Origin of the sequence: Variovorax boronicumulans, assembly GCF_040544675.1 — a bacterium.
GTDB classification, from domain to species: domain Bacteria; phylum Pseudomonadota; class Gammaproteobacteria; order Burkholderiales; family Burkholderiaceae_C; genus Variovorax; species Variovorax boronicumulans_D.
In genome coordinates this window covers 568,478-591,830 of the sequence record NZ_JBEPKK010000001.1, presented here as the reverse complement: position 1 = coordinate 591,830, position 23,353 = coordinate 568,478, and the positions used below count along the sequence as shown (strand labels likewise).

The following is a 23,353-nucleotide window of genomic DNA, read 5'->3' as shown; positions in this document are numbered from 1 at the left end:
CGATCCGCCCCCCTTCCGGAACGACGCGCCTCAAGCCACCTGGAATCCCGCCTTCAGCGCTTCGCGCATGTGCTCGACGAACAAGGTCACGGCCCGAGGTATGTGCAGCGAGTAAGGACGAATGGCGTAGATCTCTTCGGCGAAGGCCCCCGTGGGCCGCCAGTCCGGCAACACCTCGACCAGTTTGCCTGCTTGCAGGGCCGCCTGCGCGCTGAAGTCGGGCAAGAGCGCAATTCCCAGGCCCGCCTGCGCGGCATCGCGCAGCGCCTCGCTGTTGTTGGCCGCCAGCGGCCCGTCGATGGGCACGGTGACGCGCTCGGCCGCACGCCCGCGGCCGCCGCGCCGCTCGAACGACCACACGTTGGTTTCCTGCCCGCGCGGGTAGTGCAGGCAGTCGTGCGCCGTCAGCATCTGTGGCGTGAGCGGCGTTCCCTTGCGCCGCAGATAGGCGCGGCTCGCCACCAGCACCGAATGCGTTGCGCACAGGCGCCAGGCCACGTGCGTGTCGGGCGGCGCGGCCGCATGGCGGATCGCCAGGTCGAACCCTTCCATGGCCAGCGAGCTCAACCGGTCCGACAGTTCCATCTCGATGCGGATCGACGGATGGGCCAGCAGAAATTCGGTCAGCCGGGGCAGCAGTTGCTGCCGGCCCAGGGCCACGGGCACGGTCACCCGGACCAGGCCGCGCGGCTCGCCCGCCAGGTCGCGCGCATTCAGAAAGCTGTGCGCGATCTGCTCGAAGGGCTCGCGGGTCTGCTCCACCAGGCGCTGGCCGGCCTCGGTCAACCGCATGCTGCGCGTGGTGCGCCGCACCAGGGTGACGCCGATCGCCCGCTCCAGCTCGGTGATGCGCTGGCTCATTGCGGCCTTGCTCACGCCCAGCCGCGCGGCGGCGGCGGTGTAGCTGCCCTGCTGGCCGAGCACGATCAACCAATGCAGATGCGCCCAGAGCGACTCGGCTTTTTTCGTATCCATGGTTCCATTGTTCAGTTTGGCGAACAAACAATTCAGCGCTGGAGTATAGGCAGGCGCCCTCCGCGTTCCTAGACTTGCGCTTACTCCCAACTTCCAGGATCTCTCCGTGACCTCTTCCACCTCGACGCCCGCACTGATTGCCCACTACATCGCAGGCCAGCATGCGGCCGGCGAATCGAGCCGCACGCAGGAGGTCACCAACCCCGCGACCGGCGCGGTCACCGCCAAGGTCGCCCTGGGCAGCACCGCCGACGTCGACGCCGCCGTTGCCGCGGCCAGCGCCGCCTTCCCGGCCTGGTCCGACACCCCGCCGATCCGCCGGGCGCGCGTGATGTTCAAGTTTCTGCAGCTGCTCAACGAGCACAAGGACGAGCTCGCCCACATCATCACGGCCGAGCATGGCAAGGTCTTTACCGACGCGCAGGGCGAGGTTTCGCGCGGCATCGACATCGTCGAGTTCGCCTGCGGCATTCCGCAGCTGCTCAAGGGTGACTTCACCGACCAGGTGAGCACCGGCATCGACAACTGGACGCTGCGCCAGCCCCTGGGCGTGGTCGCCGGCATCACACCCTTCAACTTCCCGGTGATGGTGCCGATGTGGATGTTCCCGGTGGCCATTGCCGCGGGCAACACCTTCGTGCTCAAGCCCAGCCCGACCGACCCGAGCGCGTCGCTGCGCATCGCCGAGCTGTTCAAGCAAGCGGGCCTGCCGGACGGCGTGTTCAACGTGGTGCAGGGCGACAAGGTCGCGGTCGATGCGCTCATCGAGCACCCCGACGTCAAGGCCATCAGCTTCGTGGGCTCCACGCCCATCGCCAACTACATCTACGAAACCGGCGCCCGCCACGGCAAGCGCGTGCAGGCCCTGGGCGGCGCGAAGAACCACATGGTGGTCATGCCCGATGCGGACATCGATCAGACGGTGGATGCGCTGATCGGCGCAGGCTACGGCTCGGCCGGCGAGCGCTGCATGGCGATCAGCGTGGCGGTGCTGGTGGGCGACGTGGCCGACAAGGTGATCCCCAAGCTCATCGAGCGCACCAAGACCCTGAAGGTGCTCAACGGCACCAACCTCGCGGCCGAGATGGGCCCCATCGTCACGCGCGCGGCGCACGAGCGCATCACCGGCTACATCGCGCAGGGCGAGAAGGAAGGCGCGAAGCTCCTGGTCGACGGCCGTGTGTTCGACGGCAACAAGGCCGGCGACGGTTGCGGCGACGGCTTCTGGATGGGCGGCACGCTGTTCGACCACGTCACGCCCGAGATGCGCATCTACAAGGAAGAAATCTTCGGCCCGGTGCTCAGCTGCGTGCGCGTCGAGAACTTCAAGGACGCAGTGGACCTCATCAACGCCCACGAGTTCGGCAACGGCGTGAGCTGCTTCACCCGCGACGGCAACGTGGCGCGCGAATTCAGCCGCCGCATCCAGGTGGGCATGGTCGGCATCAACGTGCCGATCCCGGTGCCGATGGCATGGCATGGTTTCGGCGGCTGGAAGAAGAGCCTGTTCGGCGACATGCACGCATACGGCGAAGAAGGCGTGCGCTTCTACACCAAGCAGAAGTCGATCATGCAGCGCTGGCCCGAGAGCATCGGCAAGGGTGCCGAGTTCGTGATGCCTACCGCCAAGTAAGCCACGTAAGCGCTTTCAGTGCCCGGCGCCCAGGCGCTCGGCATCCGGCGCCCGGTTCAGCTCCAGCCGGTAGGCCAGGGCAATGAAAAGACTCTGCGCCAGGCCGATCGTGCCGGTGAGCGAGCGAAACCCGAAGGTGGCGCTCTCCTGCACAAACAGCGCGGCCTGGGCCAGTTCCGCCAGCGGGCTCAGGCGGCTGTCGGTGATCGCGATGATCCGGGCCCCTCGCTCGCGGGCATTGCGCAAGACCTCCAGCGTCTCCGGCGCATAGGGCGGAAAAGAAACCGCCAGCAAAACGTCGCCCTCGCGCAGGGAGCGCAACTGGCCCGCCTGCATGCCGCCGATACCGTCCAGCAGAAAGATGCGCTTGTCGGTGTGCTGCAGTGCGTAGTCCAGATAGGCGGCCACCGGAAACGAACGGCGCATGCCCAGGAGCCAGATCGCATCCGCCCCGGCCAGCAACTCGACGGCCTTGTCCAGGTCGCTTTGCGCCAGGCCGTCGATGAGCCCCTGGAGCCCGCCGATGCTGCCCTTCAGGAACTCCTGCGCAATATCGACGCTGATCAGCGGCGCGCCCGTCTGGATCACGTCGCGGATCCGCGCCTGGTAGTTGCGGTCGGGGGCCAGTTGCTGGGCAATGGCTTGACGAAACAGCTTCTGCATTTCGGTGAAACCCGAAAAACCGAAGTGCTTGGCAAAGCGCACGACGGCCGAAGGCTGCACGCCGCAGGCGGCCGCCACGTCCTGGATGCCCTCGAGGCCCAGGCGGCCGTGGTGCGCCTCGATGTATTTGCCGATCAGCTTGAGCTGCTTGCTCAGGCCCTTGTACTCGCTCTCCAGGGCTTTGAGCAGCTGCTCGACAGAGGTGACGGAAGGGGCTGCGGTGGTCATGGGGTCAGGATACCAAGCCCCGTCCGCCCACCGCCCCTCTTCCCTGCCCGCTCTTCCTCAAAGCATCTCGACCTGGCCGCTGCGCAGCGACCGGGTGATGGCCAGGCCGATGCGCGTGGCCTCGGTGGCGTCGGAGAGCGTCAGGCCGAGTGACGCTTCGCCGCGGCAGGCCGCGACAAAGGCGTTCATCTCGTGCACGAAAGCATCGCCGAAACGCTCGAAGAAATCGGCCGTCGACGCATGCCGCACGCCGTGGCTGTCGCTGGTGACGATGCGGTCGCGCTCGGCGCCGTGGCCGATCAGCAGCTTGCCGCCGGTGCCGATGACCTCGGTCTGCGTTTCGTGGCCGTGCGCGAAGGTGCGCGAGGCGTAGAACACCGCACGCCCGCCGCCCTCGAAGTCCACCATCGCCAGGCCGTTGTCCACGTCCGCGTGCTCGGCAAGGCCGGGGTGCATGGCGATGGTGCCGGTGGCGAAGGCGCGCACGGCGCGCGGGTTGCCGAGCATCCAGCGCGCCAGGTCGATGTCGTGCACGCTGCAGTCCATGAAGATGCCGCCGGACTGCGCCGCATAGCGCACGAAGAAGCCCGAAGGGTCGTTCATGTCGCAGGTCTGCGAGCGCACCAGAAAAGGCCGGCCGATCGCGCCCTGGCGCATGTCTTCATGCGCGCGGCGGTAGCTGGCATCGAAGCGGCGCACGAAGCCGACCATTGCGACGCGGTCCGGATGCCGCGCGGCAACTGCTTCGACGCGCTCGCAGTCGGCCACGTCCAGCGCCAGCGGCTTCTCGACGAAGACATGCTTGCCTGCCTCCAGCGCCGCAATGGTCTGCTGCGCATGCAGGGCGGTGGGCGTGACCAGCACGATCGCGTCGACGTCCGGCGCTTGGATCATGCGGTCGAAGTCGCTGGTGGTCTGTTCGATGCCGAGTTCGGTACGGGCCTCGTCGAGCTCGGACGGGACGGGGCTGCAGGCCCAGGTCAGGCGTGCATGGCGGACGCGGTAGGCAAGGTTTTCGGCGTGGCGCCGACCGAGCCGGCCCAGGCCGGCGATGCCGATGCGAAGCGGGGGGTTGCGCGGAGTGAGGCTCATCGAGATGTCCCCGGTCATGCCTCGAAAGTCACGGGCTGGCCGCGCTCGAAAGACAGCGCGGCCGCATCGGCCAGCTTCTGCGCGGCCACGCCGTCGTGCACCGAGGTGCGGAACACACCGCCGCTTTGCAGCTGCTCGAAGAAATGGGCGACTTCGAGCCGGTACGCGGCGCGATAGCGCTCCAGAAAGAAGGCTTCGGGGTTGTCGGCCGCCACGCCCGCGGCATCCATGCGCATCACCTCCGTCGGCCGGTGATTGCCGGCTGCCAGCAGGCCCTTGGAACCCAACACCTCGAAGCGCTGGTCGTAGCCGTACGCCGCGCGCCTGGAGGTGTTGATCTGGCACAGCCGGCCGGATCGCGTGCGGATGCTCACGATGGCGGTGTCGATATCGCCCGCCCCGGCAATGGCAGGGTCGGTGAGGCACGCGCCGGTGGCGCTCAGCCACACGGCCTCGTCGCGCCCCTCGTCGGCAAGGATCCAGCGGAACACATCGAAGTCGTGGATCAGCATGTCGCGAAAGATGCCGCCGGACTGACGCAGGTATTCGACAGGCGGCGCACCGGGATCGCGGCTGGTGACGATGAGCACTTCGGGCACGCCGATCTCGCCGCCGTCCAGGCGCGACTTGAGTGCATTGAAGGTGGGATCGAAGCGGCGCTGGAACCCGATCATGCAAGCCACGCCGGCCTGCCGCACGGCCGCGGCACAGGCCTCGGCGCGCGCCACCGACAGGTCCACCGGCTTCTCGCAAAAGATGTGCTTGCCGGCCTGCGCCGCGCGAAGGATCAGGTCGCTGTGCGTGGTGGTGGGCGAAGCGATGACGACGGCATCGACCGCGTGATCGGCAAGCGCTTCCTCGATGGATGCCGCCTGCGCGCCCAGCGCATGCGCCAGGGATGCCGCACTCTGCAGCGCCGGATCGCAGACATAGCGCAATTGCACGCCGGGCAGCGCGGCAAGGTTGGAAGCGTGGATCTGGCCGATGCGGCCGGCGCCGAAGACGGCAACTTGTTTCATGGTCACGGAAATAAAGGGTGTCGAGTGATGCGGAACCTCATTGTCCGGAGGCGCGGATTCAAATAGAACAGGGTTTCTACTTAAATAATAAATAGAAAAACATTTGCATTTCTGGAATCGCTTTTCTAAGATCGCCTCCGTCAAAACAAGGAGACCGCCAGTGACCCGAACCCCTTTTCGCAAAGCCCTCTTCGCAACGGCAACGCTTGCCGCCGCATCGCTCGCGCTGCCCTCTTCGCCCGCGTTCGCGGACAACGAACGCATTGCCGCGCTCTTTCACAACATGGCCGAACCGTTCTTCGTGTTCATGAACCGCGAGCTGCAGGACGAGGCGAAGAAGCTCAAGGTCAAGCTCAACGTGGTCGACGGCCAGGCCAGCTCGCCCAAGCAGACCGCCGACGTTTCCGTGGCCATCACGCAGGGCGTGGACGGCATCATCATCGCGCCCACCGACGCCAAGGCGATGACGCCGGCGCTCAACGAAGTGCTCGGCGACAAGATTCCCGTCGTCACGGTGGACCGCCGCGTCGACGGCGCGAAGAGCCCCATCCCCCACGTGGGCGCCGACAACGTCGCGGGCGGCCGCATGATGGCCGAGTGGGTCGTCAAGAACTTTCCCGACGGCGCCAGCATCGTCTTCCTGACCGGCCAGCCCGGCAGCAGCTCGGGCATCGACCGCGCCAAGGGCGTGCACGACGCCTTTGCCAAGGCAGGCCCCAAGTACAAGATCGTGGCCGAGCAAACCGCCAACTGGGCGCGCGACCAGGGCCTCACGGTCACGCAGAACATCCTCACCTCGCTCACCGGCAAGCCGCCGCAGGTGATCCTGGCGGCCAACGACGACATGGCGCTCGGCGCGGTCGAAGCCATCCAGTCGGCCGGCCTTTCCAAGCAGGGCATCAAGGTGCTGGGCTACGACGCATCGCCCGATGCGCTCAGGAAAGTGCGCGACGGAGAAATGACGCTCACCGTGGAGCAAAGCCCCGGCAAGCAGATCCGCACCGCCCTGCAGCTGCTGGTGGCCAACATCCGCAACAAGACCGAGATCAAGTCGGTCGGCATCGAGCCGATCCTGATCACCAAGGCCAACCTCTCCGAAGCTGCGCGGTCCGGCGAGCTCAAGTGATGACGGCCCCGTTGCTCAAGGTACGCGGCATCCGCAAATCCTTTCCGGGCGTCAAGGCGCTGGACGGGGTGCAGCTGGACGTGGTCGCGGGCGAAGTGCATGCGCTGCTCGGTGAAAACGGGGCGGGCAAGTCCACCCTGCTGAAGATCCTGGCGGGCGCGCAGCCGGCCGACGAAGGCAGCATCGAGTTCGAAGGCCGGGCGCTCTCGCCCGCCGACTCGCCGATGCTGCGCCAGCGCACCGGCATCGTCACGATCTACCAGGAGTTCAACCTGCTGCCCGCCCTCTCGGTGGCCGAGAACATGTACATCGGCCGCGAGCCGCTGCGCAACGGGCTGATCCACTGGTCGCGGCTGTACGACGATGCCGAGAAGGTCATTCGCGACCTGGGCATCGACCTCGACCCGCGCGACGAGGTGCGCTCGCTGAGCGTCGCGAAACAGCAGATGGTCGAGATCGCCAAGGCCATGACCGTCAAGGCGCGGCTGATCGTCATGGACGAGCCCACCGCCGCGCTGAGCGGACGCGAGGTCGAGCAGTTGCTGGACATCATCCGCGACCTGAAGTCGCGGGGCCTGGGCATCATCTACGTCTCGCACAAGCTCAACGAAGTCAAGACCATCTGCGACCGCTTCACGGTGTTCCGCGACGGCCGCTACGTGACGACCGGCGAAGTGGCCGACGCCACCGTGAACGACCTGGTGCGCCACATGGTCGGGCGCGAGGTGGTGGGCGTGAAGCGCGAATCGTCCGGCGTGCTCGGCGAGGTGGTGCTGAAGGTCGAGGGCGTGAGCCGGCTGAAGGCCGTCTCGGGCACCAGCGCGACCTCGCTCTGCGACATGTCGGTGCATGTGCGCGCAGGCGAGATCGTCGGCTTCGCCGGGCTGGTCGGCGCAGGCCGCACCGAAATGGCGCGCGTGATCTTCGGTGCCGACCCCTGCGACAGCGGCACGGTGCGCGTGCTGAACCAGCAGGTGGTGCTGCGCTCGCCCCGGGACGGCATCGACGCGGGCATCGTGCTGGTGCCGGAAGACCGCAAGCAGCAGGGCTGCTTTCTCTCGCACTCCATCCGCCACAACATGACGCTGCCCAGCCTCGGGCGCCTCAGCAAGATGCGGTGGTTCGTCGACGAGGCGGCCGAGACCCGGATGATCGAGGAGTACCGCCGCAAGCTGTCGATCAAGATGTCCAGCGACAAGGTGAGCATCGGCACCCTGTCGGGCGGCAACCAGCAGAAGGTGCTGCTGGCGCGCTGCATGGCGCTCAACCCCAAGGTGCTGATCGTGGACGAACCCACGCGCGGCATCGACGTCGGCGCCAAGGCCGAGGTGCACCAGGTGCTGTTCGACATGGCCGCGCAAGGCGTGGCGGTGATCGTCATTTCGTCCGAGCTTCCCGAGGTCATGGCGGTGAGCGACCGCATCGTGACCTTCATGAACGGCGCCATCACCGGCTCCACGCCGGGCAGCGAAGCCACCGAGGAACAACTCATGAACCTCATGGCCCTGGGCGCCCGTCCCGAGGCCGAGCTGGCCATGGCGGCCTGAGTCCGCATTGAAAACAGACCAAGGAGAGACACCCATGACTTCCACCGCCGCCACGGCGCCCCCCTCCAAAGCGCACAAGGCGCGCAAGCACGACGTCATCGGCTTCCTCGAGAAGTACGGCGTGCTGCTGTTCCTGGTGCTTCTGATCGTTCTGTTCGCGTCGCAGAACCCGCGCTTCATTTCGATGCGCAACATCTCCAACATCCTCACCGAGGTGTCGATCTACGGAATCATCGCGGTCGGCATGACGTGCGTGATCCTCACCGGCGGCGTCGACCTGGCCGTCGGTTCGCTGCTCGCGTTTTCCGCCATGTGCGCGGCCTCGGTGGTGGTGATGCTGGGTGACACCTTTCCGGTGAGCTGGCTCGCGGCGCTGCTCATCGCCTGCGCGGTCGGCACGGCCGCGGGCTACCTGCACGGCAAGACCGTCACCAAGCTCAACGTGCCACCCTTCATCGTCACGCTGGGCGGCATGACGATCTGGCGCGGCGCCACGCTGATCCTCAACGACGGCGGCCCGATCAGCGGCTTCGACGAAGGCTTTCGCTGGTGGGGACGTGGCGACGTGCTGGGCATTCCGGTGCCGGTGATCGTGTTCGCGCTGGTCTCGGCGGCCGGCTACATCACGCTGCGCTACTCGCGCTACGGGCGCTCCATCTATGCCGTGGGCGGCAACCCCGAAGCCGCGCGGCTCTCGGGCCTGGACGTCAAGCGCATCGTCGTCAGCGTGTACGTGGTGGTGGGCCTGCTGGCCGGTCTGAGCGGCTTCCTGCTGGCGGCGCGACTGGGCTCGGCCGAGGCGGTGGCCGGTGTTTCCTACGAGCTGCGGGTGATCGCGGCCGTGGTCATCGGCGGCACCAGCCTCTTCGGCGGACTGGGCGGCGTGGGCGGCACGATCATCGGATCGATCCTGCTGGGCGTGCTGCTCAACGGCCTGGTGATGCTGAACGTGTCGGCCTATTACCAGCAGGTGGTGATCGGCGTGATCATCGTCATCGCGGTCGCCTTCGACACCTATGCCAAGTCTCGCCGCAGCGGCAAGCACTGAACACCACAAGACAGACCAGACAACCACAGAGAAAACATGCAGACACTGAAGATTCCCGAAGGACGCCGCCACGACCTGGTGTGCCTGGGCCGCCTCGCGGTCGACCTGTACGCACAGCAGATCGGCAGCCGGCTCGAAGACGCCACCAGCTTCTCGCGCTACCTGGGCGGCTCGTCCGCCAACATCGCGTTCGGTGCGGCCCGCCTGGGCCTGCGCGCCGCCATGATCTCGCGCGTGGGCGACGAGCAGATGGGCCGCTTCCTGGTCGAGGCGCTGCAGCGCGAAGGCTGCGACGTTTCGCAGATCCAGATCGATCCGCAGCGCCTGACCGCGCTGGTGCTGCTCGGCATCAAGGACCGCGACACCTTTCCGCTGCTCTTCTACCGCGAGAACTGCGCCGACATGGCGCTGGACGCCGCGCAGATCGACGGCGACTTCATCGCCCAATGCCGCGCATTGCTCATCACCGGCACGCACCTGAGCACGCCGACGGTGCAGGCCGCGTCCGTCGCCGCGCTCGACCATGCCGCGCGGCACGGCGTGCTGCGGGTGCTCGACATCGACTACCGCCCCGTGCTGTGGGGCCTTACCAAGCGCGGCGAAGGCGCCAACCGGTTCGTACCCGATGCAGCGGTGACGCAGCGGCTGCAGGCCATGCTGCCGCGCTTCGACCTGCTGGTCGGCACGGAAGAAGAATTCCTCATCGCCGGCGGCGTGCCCGGCGACCTGATGGCTTCGCTGCGCGCGGTGCGCGGCGTCACTTCGGCGGCCATGGTGGTCAAGCTCGGCGCGGCCGGCTGCTGCTTCATTCCGGGCGCGGTGCCGGCGCGCATCGAAGATGCGCCCACCGTGCGCGGCGAACAGGTCGAGGTGCTCAATGTGCTCGGCGCAGGCGATGCGTTCGCCGCCGGCTTGCTCACCGGTTTGCTGCGGGGCCAGAGCTTCGACGAGGCCGCGCGGCTCGCCAACGCCTGCGGCGCGATCGTCGTCTCGCGCCACGCCTGTTCGTCCGCGATGCCGACGCCCGCCGAGTTGGACCACTGGTTCAGCGGCGGCCGTAACCCGAAGGTCGATGCCGACACGCAGCTCGCCCATCTGCACCGGACCACCGCCGCACGCGTGCAGTGGCCGTCGCCGGCGGTGCTGGCCTTCGATCATCGCGCCCAGTTTGCAGACCTCGCACGCGAAGCCGGCACCGACGAGTCGCGCCTGCCGCGTCTCAAGCGCTTGCTGGTCGAGGCCGCGGCCCGTGTGGAGAAAAGCCACGCGCTGCAAGGCCGCGTCGGCGTGCTGATCGACGGCAGCTACGGCAGCGACGCGCTCGCCGCCGCCACGGGACGCGGTTGGTGGGTAGGCCGGCCGGTGGAACTGCCGCTGTCGTATCCGCTGCGATTCGACGGCACGCTGTCCATCGGTTCGCAACTGGCGCAATGGCCCATCGAGCAGACGGTCAAGTGCCTGGTCTACTACCACCCCGATGACCCGGCGCCCTTGCGCCTGGAGCAGGAGTCCCGCCTGGGGGAGCTGTGGGAGGCCACCCGCGCGAGCGGCCACGAGTTGCTGCTCGAAATGATTCCGCCCGCGGACAAGCTGCCCGCCGAGGACACCGACAACGCCCGCGACACGGCGGTGCTGCGCTCCATCGAGCGCCTCTACAACCTGGGCTTCAGGCCCGAGTGGTGGAAGCTCTTGCCCATGGCGCCGGCCGCGTGGGACCGGCTGGCGCAGATGGTCGCCGAGCGCGACCCGCAGTGCCGCGGCGTCGTGATCCTCGGGCTCAACCTGCCGCTCCCTCAGCTGGCCCGCAACTTCGCGGATGCCACCAACCCCATCGTCAAGGGCTTCATGATCGGCCGCACGCTGTGGGTCGCGCCGAGCCTGCGCTGGCTGCGGCAGGAGATCGGCGACGAGGCGCTGGTGAGCGCGGTGGCGAGCAACTTTGCCCAGCTGGTCGAAGCCTGGGACGGATCGCACCCATGACAAACAAGACCCAACGCATCACGATGGCACAGGCGCTGGTGCGCCACCTGGCCGCCCTGCGCGTCGAGATGGCCGACGGCACGGTCGAGCCCTATGTGGGCGGCGTGTTCTCGATCTTCGGGCACGGCAACGTGGCCGGGCTGGGCGAAGCGCTGGCCGCCGAACGCCATGCGCTGCCGACCTTGCGCGCACACAACGAACAGGGCATGGCCAACGCCGCGGTCGCGTATGCCAAAGCCCAGTTCCGCCAACGGATCATGGCGGTGACCACCTCCATCGGCCCCGGCGCGACCAACCTGGTGACCTCCGCGGCGCTGGCCCATGTCAACCGCCTGCCGGTGCTGCTGCTCCCCGGCGACATCTTCGCCTCGCGTGCGCCCGACCCGGTGCTTCAGCAACTGGAGAATTTCGGGCACGGTGACCTGAGCGTCAACGATTGCCTGCGGCCGGTCACGCGCTACTTCGACCGCATCGTGCGGCCCGAGCAGATTCTCTCGGCCCTGCCCCGCGCCATCCAGACCCTGGTCGATCCGGCCAGCTGCGGGCCCGTGTGCCTGGCTCTGCCGCAGGACGTGCAGACGGAGGCCTTCGACTGCCCCGAGCACTTCCTGCACCCCGAGACGCTGCGCTTCAGGCGCGCGGCGCCCGACAGCGGCGAACTGGCGCGTGCCACCCACCTGCTGCGCGCCGCGGAGCGGCCGCTACTCGTCGTGGGCGGCGGCGTGCTCTACAGCCAGGCCTGGGACGCGCTGCGTGCCTTCGCCGAGGCCCATGGCGTGCCCGTGGCCGAGAGCCAGGCCGGCAAGGGCAGCATGGCCTGGGACCATCCGCTCAACCTTGGCGCCATCGGCGTGACCGGCTCGCCCGCGGCGAACGCCATGGCACGCGAAGCCGACCTGGTGTTTGCCGTCGGCACACGGCTGCAAGACTTCACCACCGGCTCGAACAGCCTGCTGGGCCATGTGCCCATGCTGAGCCTGAATGTGCAGGCCTTCGACGCCACCAAGCGCGGCTGCACCTCGCTGGTGGCCGATGCGCGCGCAGGCCTCGAGCAGCTGCAAGTCGCGTTGGCGGGCTGGCAGGCCGCGCCGCAATGGACGTCGCGCGCCCGCACCCTCGCAGCCGGCTGGGTGGCACGCGTGACCGAACTGACCACCACAACACCCCAGGACGAGTTGCCCTACGACGCCGAAGTGATCGGCGCGGTGCGCGATTCGGCGCCCGACTCGCCGGTCGACGACATCGTCGTGTGTGCCGCCGGCACGCTGCCTGCCGAGCTGCACAAGCTCTGGCGCACAAGCGCGCCCGGCGGCTACCACATGGAGTACGGCTACTCCACCATGGGCTACGAGATCGCCGGGGGGCTGGGCGTGAAGCTCGCACGGCCGCACAAGGAGGTGATCGTCATGGTGGGCGACGGCTCCTACATGATGATGAATTCGGAGATCGCCACCTCGGTGCTTCTGGGCCGCAAACTGATCGTGGTGGTGCTCGACAACCGGGGCTACGGCTGCATCCACCGCCTGCAACGCGCGAGCGGTTCGCCGCAGTTCAACAACATGCTGGACGACTGCATTCCCGAAGGCGGCAATGCCTCGACCATCGACTTCGCGGGTCACGCCCGCAGCATGGGCGCGCAGGCGGTGCATGTGCAAGACATCGCCGCCCTTCGCAAGGCCCTTTCAGCGGCCCGCGCCGCCAGCGGCACCCAGGTGATCGTGATCGACACCACCGAGGAACGCACCACCCCCGACGGCGGCTGCTGGTGGGAAGTGGCGATCCCCGAAGTCTCCGCGCGCGCTGAGGTCAACGAAGCCCGCGCGCGCTACGAAGCCGCCAAACGAGATCAGAAACTTTGAACCCCACTGCTGGAAACAAGCACGCCATGACCACCTGGAACGTCCGAATCGGCATCAACCCCCTCTCCTGGATGAACGACGACCTGCCCGCGCTGGGCGGTGCAACGCCGCTGTCCACCGCGCTGCGCGAAGGCGCGGAGATCGGCTACGCCGGCTTCGAGCTGGGCAACAAGTTCCCCAAGGAACCGGCCGCCTTGAAGGCAACGCTCGCCGAATACGGCCTGGCCTGCGTCTCGGGCTGGTACTCCGGCCATCTCGCCGAAGGCACGGTCGCTGCGGAAATCGACCGCTGCGCCGCCCACATGGAAAAGCTTCGCTTCAACGACTGCAAGGTCGTGGTCTACGGCGAAGTCGCAGGCTCCATCCAGGGCCGCATGGACACGCCGCTGTCCAAGCGCCCGCGCTTTGCGGGCCAGGCGCAATGGGCCGCCTACGCCGCACGGCTCAACGCATTCGGCGAACACCTGAAGACCAGGTACGGCATCACCCTGGCCTATCACCACCACATGGGCGCGTATGTCGAATCGCCGCAGGACGTGGACACGCTGATGGCGCTGACCGATCCGGCGTGCGTGTCGCTGCTGTTCGATACCGGCCACGCCTACTACGGCGGCGCGGGCGACCCGGCGGCGCTGCTCAGGAAGCATGTGAGCCGCGTGGCACACGTGCATTGCAAGGACGTGCGCGCGGGCGTGATCCGCCAGACGCGCAACGAAGGCCTGTCGTTCCTGGACGGCGTGCTCAACGGCACCTTCACTGTGCCGGGCGACGGCGATCTGGATTTCGAGGCGGTGCTCACGGTGCTGCACCAGGCCGGCTACGAAGGCTGGCTCGTGGTCGAGGCCGAGCAGGACCCGGCGGTCGCGCCCAGCTATGCCTTCGCGAAGAAGGGCTACGAAACCCTGCGCGGCATCGTCGACAGGATGGCCGCGGCACAGGCGCAGGCGCACTGACATGGCACTCAGTCCATTGCTCGTGAAGGCCGCGGCCCAAGGCCGCACCGTGGTCGATGTGACGCCGGAGCGCGCCGGCTGGACGCACGTCGGCTTCAAGGTGCTGCGCCTGAAAAAGGGCGAGACCGAATTCCTGGCCACCGGCGACCGCGAACTCTGCCTGGTGGTGCTGACCGGCACCGTCGACATCGAGGTGGACGGCCGGCGCTACACGCAACTGGGCACGCGCGACAGCGTGTTCGAGCCCGTCGCTCCCGCCGCGGTCTATGTGCCGGGCGGGGCCGCTGTAGGCATCGAGGCGGTCCGCGATGCCGAGGTGGCGCTGTGCACCGCGCCGGCCGGCAGCCAGCAGCGCGAAGCCTGCGTGCTCGACACCGCCGCGATGAAGCGCTCGGTGCGCGGCAAGGGCAGTAACACGCGCCACGTCTGCGACATCCTGCCGCACGACGATCCGCGCGCCGCGCATCTGCTGGTGGTGGAGGTGATCACGCCGGCAGGCAACGCCTCCAGCTATCCGCCGCACAAGCACGACCGCGATGCACTGCCCGAGGAAACACTGCTCGAGGAAACCTACTACCACCGGCTGAACCCGCCGCAGGGTTTTGCCTTCCAGCGCGTCTACACCGACGACCGCAGCCTCGATGAATCCATGGCCGTGGAGAACCACGACACCGTGATGGTGCCGCGCGGCTACCACCCGGTGGTCGCGCCGCACGGCTACGACCTGTACTACCTGAACGTGATGGCCGGACCCGGCCGTTACTGGGTCTTCAAGAACGATCCGGCGCACGAGTGGATGTTGCGCCCGGACGCACAGGAGCAGCTGGCAGCCAAGCGCAGCTAGCGGCCCTTCCCCCCCCTCTTCTGCAGATGCATCGCCAAACACCGGCCAAGGCCGGTGGGGGGATGCCTTTGCCTGAAGAAATCGCACGACTTCCACCCACCCAACCAACCACCAGGAACCGAGGAGACTTTTCATGAGAACAAAACACCGCCGCCTGCCCGTTGCCGTCATGCTGCTGGCCGGCCTGGGCGTGCAGGCCCATGCGCAGGCCCAGCAAACCGACGAGCCCCCGCAGGCCGAGGCCAAGGACCCCACCAAGGAATTCGTCAAGAAGATCAACGAGGCCACCGGCCTGGAGTTCTGGGGCTATGGCCGCGGCGGCTTCTACAGCGCCGGCAAGGGCAGGCTCGAGGGCGGCTATTCGCTGGGCGGCGACCTGCAGAAGTACCGGCTGGGCAACGAGGGCGACAACTACCTGGAGTTCGGCATCGGCAAGAAATTCGACCTGGGCAACGGCATCCACTGGGGCGTGTTCTACATGCCCACCATCTACAACGGCAAGAGCGGCACCGCGCAAGCGTACTTTTCGCTCGGCGGCATCTTCGGCAACACCGCAACCCTCTGGGCCGGCCAGCGCTACCGCCGCATCCAGGACGTGCACATCGTGGACAAGTGGGTGGTGGAGGACGGCGACAACTTCGGCGCCGGCATCGACGACATTCCCCTGGGCGGCCTGGGCCGGCTCAACGTGGCGCTGCACACCGCGGACTCGGTGGACAACAAGAACGGCAACCCCAACAACGCCAAGCGCATCAACCTGCAGTGGCGCGACATCCCGACCAACCCCGACGGCAAGCTCACGGTCACGGGCGGGCTGGTGTCGGGCGATTTCGCCAAGGGGCGCGACGGCGGTGCGCTGGGGCTCATGCACATCCAGAAGAACTTCCTGGTGCCGGGCCTGAACAACACGGTGATCCTGCAGGCATCGAGCGGCCACGCCTCGCTCAGCGGCAAGTTCTACAACCTGGACAGCAGCAGCACCACCACGGGCCTCTTGCTGCCGCCGGGCTTCGGGGTGGACAACATGCTGCTCTTCGCGCCGCTGGTGGAGCGCACCGTGGTCACGCCGCAGGCGGGCGCCAGGCAGCGGCGCATTCTGGACTCGGTGGACTTCCAGATCGGGCGCTTCGGCGGGCAGGGCCTCATCGGCTACCAGACCACGCGCGCGGACAACGGCCCCGAGGTCAAGGACTTCTCGCTGGGCGGACGCGTCTCCTACGGCATCGCCCGCTACACCAAGCTGCTGGCCGAAGTCGCGACCACGCGCCGCAGCACCGACAACCAGCCCCGGCAGACGCTGAACAAGGGCACGATCGCCGTGGCGTTCTCGCCGGACACCAACTTCTGGACCCGGCCCGAGTTCCGCATCTACGCCACGCGCGCCGGCTGGAACAAGGCCGCGGGGGACGCCAACGCCGCCAGCTTCGGCGCCAACGGCCGCAGGAGCGCGACCACCTTCGGCGTCCAGATGGAAGCCTGGTGGGAGTGACGCCGCACGCCGGCCTACCCATCGCCGGCGGAACGAAAGACTGACTTGCCCCCGCATGCAAGAGCGGCCAGACTTTGCTCATGGTCCCGCTCCTGCATTCATGACAACAAGAAAACCCGCACGCCCGCTCTCGGCCGTACCTTCGACCTTGCGCATTCCGCTGGCCGCGCGCGCGTCGGGCGATGCGATCTTTCCGCAGGTGGCCGTGCGGGACGCCTACGCCGCCGGCATCCTCGAGAAGATCCGCGACGACGGGCACGCGCTGCCCGAAGACCGCACCACCATCTACGGCATCCTCTCGCGCACGCGGCGCTTTCGCAGCCTGGCGCAGGATTTTCTGAAGCAGCATCCCGGCGCGCATGTGGTGAACCTGGGCTGCGGCCTGAGCCATTACTTTCAATGGCTGGACGACGACAAGTCGCGCATGACCGATGCCGACCTGCCCGAGGTGCTCGAGTTGCGCCGCGAGCTGATCCCCGAGAACAACCCGCGCCACGACCTGCGCGAGCTCGACCTGACCTCGCCCGACTGGTGGGACCGGCTCGCCCTGCCCCGCAAGCGCAAGGGGCAACCGGTCTTTCTCTTCACCGAGGGCGTGCTCATGTACCTGAAGCCCGAGACCGTGCAGGCGGTGTTCGCCACCTTCGGCGAACGCGCGCCCGCAGGCTCGGTGCTGGCCTTCGATGCCATGTGCTGGATCGCCACCGGCCACGCCCGCAACCATCCGTCGGTGCGGCCCACCGGCGCTGAATTTCTGTGGGGCCTGCGCCGGCCGGCCGAGCTGACGCAGTCTCACCCGCGCCTGCACCTGGACAGCACCTTCCGCGTGCTCGAAGGCCTGGGTCTTGCGTTCACGCTGTTCGGGCCGATGTTCCGGATGGTCTTCGGCGTGCCGCTCTATGCCGTGTATGCGCTGCGCGCGGGGGATGCGGCGGGCACGGCAAAAGGTGCCGCAAACGGCGCCGAAACATAAACGCACAATTTTCCGAATCGCCGGTTTTGTCCGGCTTTGGTTGCGCGGAATGGCTGACGCGCGCAACCCGGCCGGATGCGGCATGCTGCTTGCTGTTCGTGTCGAGGAGAATGTTTTCCGCGTCTCTCGCTGCGCCGGGATGATTGTTCGGAACCCGCCTCGCTTCCCCACTCCCCCCAAAACTCATTCGAAACCCTCAAGAAACACATGCTTGATCGCCGATCCTTCCTCGCCGCTGGTGGTGCCGCCGCCGCACTCGCCGCCCTTGGACTGCCCGCCGAGGCGCTGGCCGCCAACGGCCTGCAACTGAGCCAACCCGCGCCCTTTTCTTTCGACCGCCTCCTCGCACAGGCCAAGCGCCTGGCCGCGCAGCCTTATGTGGCCGCTGCACCGCTCGCCCCCGATGTGCTCGAAAAAATCGACTACGACGCGCACGGCAAGATCAAGTTCAACCCCGCCAACGCGCTCTTCCGCGAAGGCCCTGGGGCCTTTCCGGTCACCTTCTTTCACCTGGGCCGCTTCTTCCAGACGCCGGTGCGCATGCACGTGCTGGAGAACGCCGGCGGCGATGCCTTTGCGCGCGAGGTGCTCTACCGCCCCGACTACTTCTCGATGCCGCCCGACAGCCCCGCGCGCGCGCTGCCGCCGGGCGCGGGCTTTGCGGGCTTTCGCCTGCAGGAAAGCCGCCTGGGCGACCAGGCCAAGCTCGACTGGCAGAAGAACGACTGGGTCGCCTTCCTCGGCGCCTCGTACTTCCGCGCCATCGGCGAGCTCTACCAGTACGGCCTGTCGGCACGCGGCCTCGCGCTGGACGTGGCGGTGCCCGACAAGCCCGAAGAATTTCCTACCTTCACCCGCTTCTATTTCGAGACGCCGGCCGCAGGCAACACCACCTCGATGACGGTCTACGCACTGCTCGAAGGCCCCAGCGTCACGGGCGTCTTCAAGTTCGTCATGCAGCGCGGCAAGGCCGTCATCATGGACATCGATTCGCGCCTCTTCCTGCGCCGCGACGTCGCCCGCCTGGGCCTGGTGCCGCTCACCTCGATGTACTGGTACTCCGAGACCACCAAGCCCACCGCCATCGACTGGCGCCCCGAGGTGCACGACTCCGACGGCCTCGCCATCTGGAACGGCGCGGGCGAGCGCATCTGGCGCCCGCTCAACAACCCCACGCAAACGCGCGCCTCCGCCTTCGCGGACACCAAGCCGCGCGGCTTCGGCCTCCTTCAGCGCGACCGCGCGTTCGACCACTACCAGGACGGCGTCAACTACGAAAAGCGCCCCAGCCTCTGGATCGAACCGCTGGGCGACTGGGGCGAAGGCTCGGTGCAGCTCATCGAGATCCCCACCGACGATGAGATCCACGACAACGTCGTCGCGTTCTGGGTGCCCAAGGCCGATGCCAAGGCCGGCGCGAGCTACAGCCTGCAGTACCGGCTGCACTGGACCGACCAGGAGCCCTTTCCGTCGCCGCTCGCGCACTGCGTGGCCACCCGCATCGGACGCGGCGGCCAGCCGGGCCAGCCGCGCCCGCAGGGCGTGCGCAAGTTCATGGTCGAGTTCATCGGCCAGCCGTTGGCCACCATCCCCTTCGGTGTCAAGCCCGAGGTGATGCTCACCGCGCCGCGCGGCAAGTTCTCGTACGTGTTCGCCGAGGCCGTGCCCAACGGCGTGCCCGGCCACTGGCGGGCGCAGTTCGACTACACGCCCGAAGGCAACGAGCCGGTCGACATGCGGCTTTACCTGAAGAACGGGGACCAGACCTTGACGGAGACCTGGCTGTATCAGTTCCAGCCGGGCTGAGCACATCGGCGTCCAATGACCGGGCAGCTTGCAAGCGTCGGGCACAAGCGCGACGCGATGCAGCCTGTAGGCTGGATCACATCTCGCTCGAAGACCTCGTGCAGGCCGCGCGCGCGACGATCTGGCGCAGGTCCGCTCCCGCCTGCAATGTCCCCATGACGCCGGCGTGCCGGCCGCCCAGGCGCGACGCCACGAAACGCTGCGCCACGGCACCATCGCTGTTCTTGAGCATCTCGCTCGCCTGGAGCGCGAGCGCCATGCGCGTCACGACGGCGCGCGCATTGCCCTCGTCGATCGCGCTGCCGCAAAGATCGGCGCGCAGACTGGCGATGAACCTCAGATGCGCTGCGTCGTCGATCTCCGGCGGGGCAATTTCGTCCAGGAACACTTCGAGCACGCCCTTTTCGCGGCCCAGTGCCCGCAGCACGTCCATGCACATCATGTTCGTCGTGCCTTCCCAGATCGAATTGAGCGGCGCCTCGCGGTACAGCCGCGCGATGGGGTTCTCCATGATGAAGCCGTTGCCGCCGTGAACCTGCAGCGCCTCGTAGACGACATGCGTCGCGCGCTGGCAGTTCCAGTACTTGACCACCGGCGTCGCCACGCGAGCGAAGAGCCGTTCGCGTTCGCTCGATGCCATGCCGTCGGTCGCCCGGGCGACGCGCATCGCCGACAACATGGCCGCTTCGCTTTCCAGCGCCAGGTCGGCCAGCACGTTCGTCTGCATCGGCAGGTCGGCCATTCGCCGGCCGAAGCCGTCGCGCGTGGCTGCATGGTGGATCGCCAGCGTCAGTGCCTGGCGCATCAGGCCCGCCGAACCCACGGCAAAGTCCAGCCGCGTCAGGTGCGCGTGCGACAGGATCTCGCGGACGCCGCGTCCCTCCTCGCCCACCAGCATCGCCCAGGTCTTGTCGAACTCGATCTCGCTCGATGCGTTGGAGCGGTTTCCGCATTTGTCTTTCAGGCGCTGCACGGCCACGCGATTGGCGCTGCCGTCGGGCAGGAAGCGTGGAACGAAAAGGCAGCTGACGCCCGATGCCGTTTGCGCCAGCGTGAAGAAGCCGTCCGAGGTGGGAACCGAAAAGAACCACTTGTGGCCCGTCACGCTGTAGATGCTGGCGCCGTTCTCGGTGCCGACGAAGGCGGCCATGGTCTGGGTCTGGCGCAGGTCGCTGCCGCCTTGCTTCTCGGTCATGGCATAGCCGATCACGGCGCCCGTCTTTTGCGGGAGCGGAAGACGGCGCGGGTCGTAGTGCCCGGAGAGCGTCTTCTCGCGCCACATCGCAAACTCCGGCCGCCCCGCAAAGCCGGCGCATGCCGCGTAGGCCATGCCCGTGGGGCAGCCGGTGCCGTTCTCGACCTGGTTCCACAGGTAGCTGAGCACCGCGCGTGCAAAGTGACCCGACGGCTCGGGGGTCGTCCAGGCCAGGCTGGGCACGCCATGCGCGAAGCCCAGCGCCATCAGCCGATGCCAGGCGGGATGGAATTCGACCCAGTCCAGGCGATTGCCGAAGCGGTCGTGCGTGCGCAGTTGCGGGCAGTGCTCGTTGGCCAGCCGTGCAAGGTCCTGCACCTCTTCATCGCCTGCCAATGCGCCGAGCGCCGTCGCGTTCGGAATGCTCCAGGCCGCATGGCGCGCAACCAGTTCGCGCAACGCCACATCGTCCGTGAACGCGTTGTGGCCGACGCAAGGATCGGCCTGGTTGAGCACCTTGTGCGTTTCGGTGCTTGCGATCGGCATGGTCATGAAGCTCTCCGGGAAGTGGCGGCGCTGGAGGCATGGTGAAGCATTCCCAGGGATTCGTGAACCTGATCTTTCCCGGGTCCACACCGGGCGCGCATCCGGCGCACCGGGCCGGCCGAATGGCACAGGCTTTGCTTGACCGACGTACCGCGATCGGGTGGCGGCCCTCGCCCCCCAGGATCGCGTTGTAATCACGGGAATGAACGGTTTGGGCTCACCATTCGGGTGCCACGCCATCGGTTGAATGCGCCACGCGCTGCAACTGTGCTGATCCAAACGGAGGTTTTCGTTGGCCAAGCTGGACCCTCTGAATACATCGCGCTACTGGCATGTGCCCGGCATTCCGGGCATGGACATGCTGCATGCGGACTTCACCACGCATGAATACGCACCGCATGTGCACCATTCCTACGTGATTGCGGTCACCGAGGTGGGCGGCGCGGAGTTCAAGAGCCGTGGCCGCACGGGCATGGCCCACCAGCAGGCGCTCCTGGTGTTCAATCCGGCCGAGCCCCACTCGGGCCGCATGGGCGGCAGCGCGCGCTGGCGGTACCGCTCCATCTACCTGGCCGACCCCGGAACAAGGCACCTGATGACCACGCTGGGCATCGACCAACCCCGGTACTTCGGCTCCAACATCTTCGGCGACCCGGACCTCATCGCCAGCTTTCTGGAGCTTCACCGGGCGTTCGACGGCCACAGCGCCGAGTGGGATCCGCTGCGCCAGCAGGAGCTGTTCGTCCACAGCTTCGGCACGCTCTTCCACAACCACGCACAGCCGGGCCAACGCGTGCTCCAGGGACCCACCGATGCGCGCGTGCTTGCGCCGGTGCTCGAACTTCTGCGCGACGCCTTCTCGGAGCGATTGACCCTGGAACAGATGGCCACAGCGGCCCGGCTGACGCCCTTTCAATTGATCGGCGCATTCAACCGCACGATCGGACTGACGCCCCACACCTACCTCACGCAGTTGCGCCTGCGGGCCGCCATCGTCCACCTCGCCGCGGGCCGGCCACTGATCGAAGCGGCCGTGGCAAGCGGCTTCTACGACCAGAGCGCCCTCACCCGGCATTTCAAGCGCACCTTCGGCATGACACCGTTGCAGTACGTGCGCGCCCGGACCTGCTGAGAACCCGCCAGCCCGGCGCCGGTTCGGCGCGCTGACCACTCCCCGTTCCTTTTTTATGCCGCGCCCGAAACGACAGGGCCGCGCGCGCATGCGCTTTTTCGGCGCAATGGCCCGCAACTGCAATTTTTGCCAATACGGGGGTCGGGGCGCTCTTTATCGTGCAATCAATGGTTCGCAGCTCATTGCAAAGTAATCAATTGGTTTTCAGTAACTTTGAACTCACAGGTGACTCATGCAAAACGTCGATCGCGGCATTACCGGCTCTTCACTTGCAGGCTCCGCCATCCTGCTGGAAATAGGCGCCGAATATGGAATCATCGAAATGATCCAGAACTCACCGGTCGTGGATGCTGCCACGGCGTCCGAGTCCTGTGGAATCAAGGAGTCCGTGATTTCCGCGTACTTGGATTCCCTGAGCAAGGCAGGAATCATCGAGGTCTTGAGTACGGATGCGCCGGCGACCTACAAGGCGGGAAGCAATTTCGACGAATTGATCAACGAAGTCGGCTATCTCTCGTGGGCGCTGCGCGCCTGCGCCCCCTTGATCAATAACGCCAAGGAATTCTCGGAAAACAACGAAGAGGCGCAAATCAAATACCCGCGCAGCGGTGGCCTGGTGGCCCGCACATCGAAATGGATGGGCGAAAAATCCTTTTATCCGCAGCCCGAAAATGCCATTGTCGCCATGGCCCCCCGAAAAATCGTGGACCTCGGCTCCGGCTCGGGCGGATTCCTGATTCGCATGCTCAGGAAAATCCCAGGCTCCGTCGGCATCGGCATCGACCTCAGCGCATCGGCCACCGAACAAGCCGTTCGTGCCGCCGACGAGGCAGGAATGAGCGACCGTCTTCAATTCGTGACCGCACCTATTCAGGTCCTGGTGGAAGACGCGTCGCTGATCAGGGATGCGGACATCATTCATGCGGGATTCGTCATGCACGATCTTCTTCCCGCCGAAGAAGAAACCCTGGACGCCCTGCTGCGCGCATGCTGCGCCCATGCCATCAAGGGCACGCTGATCATCGTGGATGCCATTCCCGTTGCGCCGTCCAACTGGGAAAAGCCGTTCGCCGCGGCATTCAACCATTTGCACAACCATTTCATGTCCAGGAAGCTTCTGAGCGAAGAGGAATGGACTGAAAAACTGTTCCGCGCAGGATTTTCGAATGTGCGGGTCGAAGTTCTCGATCACCCCGGGGGGCGAATGCTAATGGCAAGCAAATAGCCATTTTTTTAGGCCAGTTT

General features: G+C 66.9%; 18 protein-coding genes. 13 read left to right on the top strand and 5 right to left on the bottom strand.

Features of this window, described 5'->3' with window-relative positions; all coding sequences use genetic code 11:
- Positions 1–30: 30 nt before the first annotated feature.
- Entirely contained in the window at positions 31–975 is a 945-nt protein-coding gene (locus ABIC90_RS02755) for a LysR family transcriptional regulator (RefSeq protein ID WP_354352496.1), read from the bottom strand.
- A 106-nt stretch (positions 976–1,081) separates the two neighbouring features.
- On the opposite strand from ABIC90_RS02755, the gene ABIC90_RS02750 reads away from it, so the two are divergent.
- On the top strand, positions 1,082–2,608 hold the full coding sequence (locus ABIC90_RS02750) for a CoA-acylating methylmalonate-semialdehyde dehydrogenase (RefSeq protein ID WP_354352495.1): 1,527 nt from the start codon (positions 1,082–1,084) through the stop codon (positions 2,606–2,608).
- A gap of 15 nt (positions 2,609–2,623) precedes the next feature.
- Here the strand turns inward: ABIC90_RS02750 and ABIC90_RS02745 are convergent, their stop codons facing one another.
- From ABIC90_RS02745 to iolG, 3 genes are read right to left on the bottom strand one after another with little or no spacing between them, the layout of a single operon-like run.
- Positions 2,624–3,499, bottom strand: coding sequence for a MurR/RpiR family transcriptional regulator (locus ABIC90_RS02745; protein ID WP_354352494.1), 876 nt, complete (start codon positions 3,497–3,499; stop codon positions 2,624–2,626).
- Positions 3,500–3,556: 57 nt separating this feature from the next.
- On the bottom strand, positions 3,557–4,591 hold the full coding sequence (locus ABIC90_RS02740) for a Gfo/Idh/MocA family oxidoreductase (protein ID WP_354352493.1): 1,035 nt from the start codon (positions 4,589–4,591) through the stop codon (positions 3,557–3,559).
- 14 nt (positions 4,592–4,605) lie between these two features.
- On the bottom strand, positions 4,606–5,610 hold the full coding sequence (iolG, locus tag ABIC90_RS02735; protein WP_354352492.1) for an inositol 2-dehydrogenase: 1,005 nt from the start codon (positions 5,608–5,610) through the stop codon (positions 4,606–4,608).
- A 160-nt stretch (positions 5,611–5,770) separates the two neighbouring features.
- On the opposite strand from iolG, the gene ABIC90_RS02730 reads away from it, so the two are divergent.
- From ABIC90_RS02730 to ABIC90_RS02685, 10 genes are all read left to right on the top strand, one after another.
- The gene (locus ABIC90_RS02730) at positions 5,771–6,736 is read left to right on the top strand and encodes a sugar ABC transporter substrate-binding protein (RefSeq protein WP_354352491.1); all 966 of its coding nucleotides are present in this window, start codon (positions 5,771–5,773) and stop codon (positions 6,734–6,736) included.
- Entirely contained in the window at positions 6,736–8,283 is a 1,548-nt protein-coding gene (locus ABIC90_RS02725) for a sugar ABC transporter ATP-binding protein (protein WP_354352490.1), read from the top strand. The genes ABIC90_RS02730 and ABIC90_RS02725 overlap by 1 nt, the downstream gene beginning before the upstream one ends.
- 34 nt (positions 8,284–8,317) lie before the next feature.
- Positions 8,318–9,331, top strand: coding sequence for an ABC transporter permease (locus ABIC90_RS02720; protein ID WP_354352489.1), 1,014 nt, complete (start codon positions 8,318–8,320; stop codon positions 9,329–9,331).
- A gap of 36 nt (positions 9,332–9,367) precedes the next feature.
- Entirely contained in the window at positions 9,368–11,311 is a 1,944-nt protein-coding gene (locus tag ABIC90_RS02715) for a bifunctional 5-dehydro-2-deoxygluconokinase/5-dehydro-2-deoxyphosphogluconate aldolase (protein ID WP_354352488.1), read from the top strand.
- Entirely contained in the window at positions 11,308–13,170 is a 1,863-nt protein-coding gene (iolD, locus tag ABIC90_RS02710; RefSeq protein WP_354352487.1) for a 3D-(3,5/4)-trihydroxycyclohexane-1,2-dione acylhydrolase (decyclizing), read from the top strand. The genes ABIC90_RS02715 and iolD overlap by 4 nt, the downstream gene beginning before the upstream one ends.
- Positions 13,171–13,196: 26 nt before the next feature.
- Positions 13,197–14,123 (top strand): myo-inosose-2 dehydratase, encoded by a 927-nt coding sequence (iolE, locus tag ABIC90_RS02705; protein WP_354352486.1) that lies wholly within the window; start codon positions 13,197–13,199, stop codon positions 14,121–14,123.
- Position 14,124: 1 nt separating this feature from the next.
- Positions 14,125–14,967: a 5-deoxy-glucuronate isomerase gene (iolB, locus tag ABIC90_RS02700; protein WP_354352485.1), complete on the top strand. Its 843-nt coding sequence runs from the start codon at positions 14,125–14,127 to the stop codon at positions 14,965–14,967.
- Between the two features lie 133 nt (positions 14,968–15,100).
- A complete protein-coding gene (locus ABIC90_RS02695) occupies positions 15,101–16,456 on the top strand; it encodes a carbohydrate porin (protein WP_354352484.1) in 1,356 nt (451 codons plus the stop codon).
- A 100-nt stretch (positions 16,457–16,556) separates the two neighbouring features.
- Positions 16,557–17,429 carry a class I SAM-dependent methyltransferase gene (locus ABIC90_RS02690; RefSeq protein WP_354352483.1) on the top strand — a complete coding sequence of 291 codons (873 nt, stop codon included), beginning with the start codon at positions 16,557–16,559 and terminating at the stop codon, positions 17,427–17,429.
- Between the two features lie 207 nt (positions 17,430–17,636).
- Positions 17,637–19,235 (top strand): glucan biosynthesis protein, encoded by a 1,599-nt coding sequence (locus ABIC90_RS02685; RefSeq protein ID WP_354352482.1) that lies wholly within the window; start codon positions 17,637–17,639, stop codon positions 19,233–19,235.
- Between the two features lie 76 nt (positions 19,236–19,311).
- On the opposite strand, the gene ABIC90_RS02680 is transcribed toward ABIC90_RS02685, so the two are convergent.
- Positions 19,312–20,982, bottom strand: a complete 1,671-nt coding sequence (locus tag ABIC90_RS02680) for an acyl-CoA dehydrogenase family protein (RefSeq protein ID WP_354352481.1) — start codon at positions 20,980–20,982, stop codon at positions 19,312–19,314.
- Positions 20,983–21,268: 286 nt separating this feature from the next.
- Here ABIC90_RS02680 and ABIC90_RS02675 point away from each other — a divergent pair, with 286 nt between their 5' ends.
- Complete coding sequence (locus ABIC90_RS02675) at positions 21,269–22,108, top strand: AraC family transcriptional regulator (protein WP_354352480.1); 840 nt, start codon at positions 21,269–21,271, stop codon at positions 22,106–22,108.
- 232 nt (positions 22,109–22,340) lie between these two features.
- Positions 22,341–23,333: a class I SAM-dependent methyltransferase gene (locus tag ABIC90_RS02670; protein ID WP_354352479.1), complete on the top strand. Its 993-nt coding sequence runs from the start codon at positions 22,341–22,343 to the stop codon at positions 23,331–23,333.
- Positions 23,334–23,353: the final 20 nt, after the last annotated feature.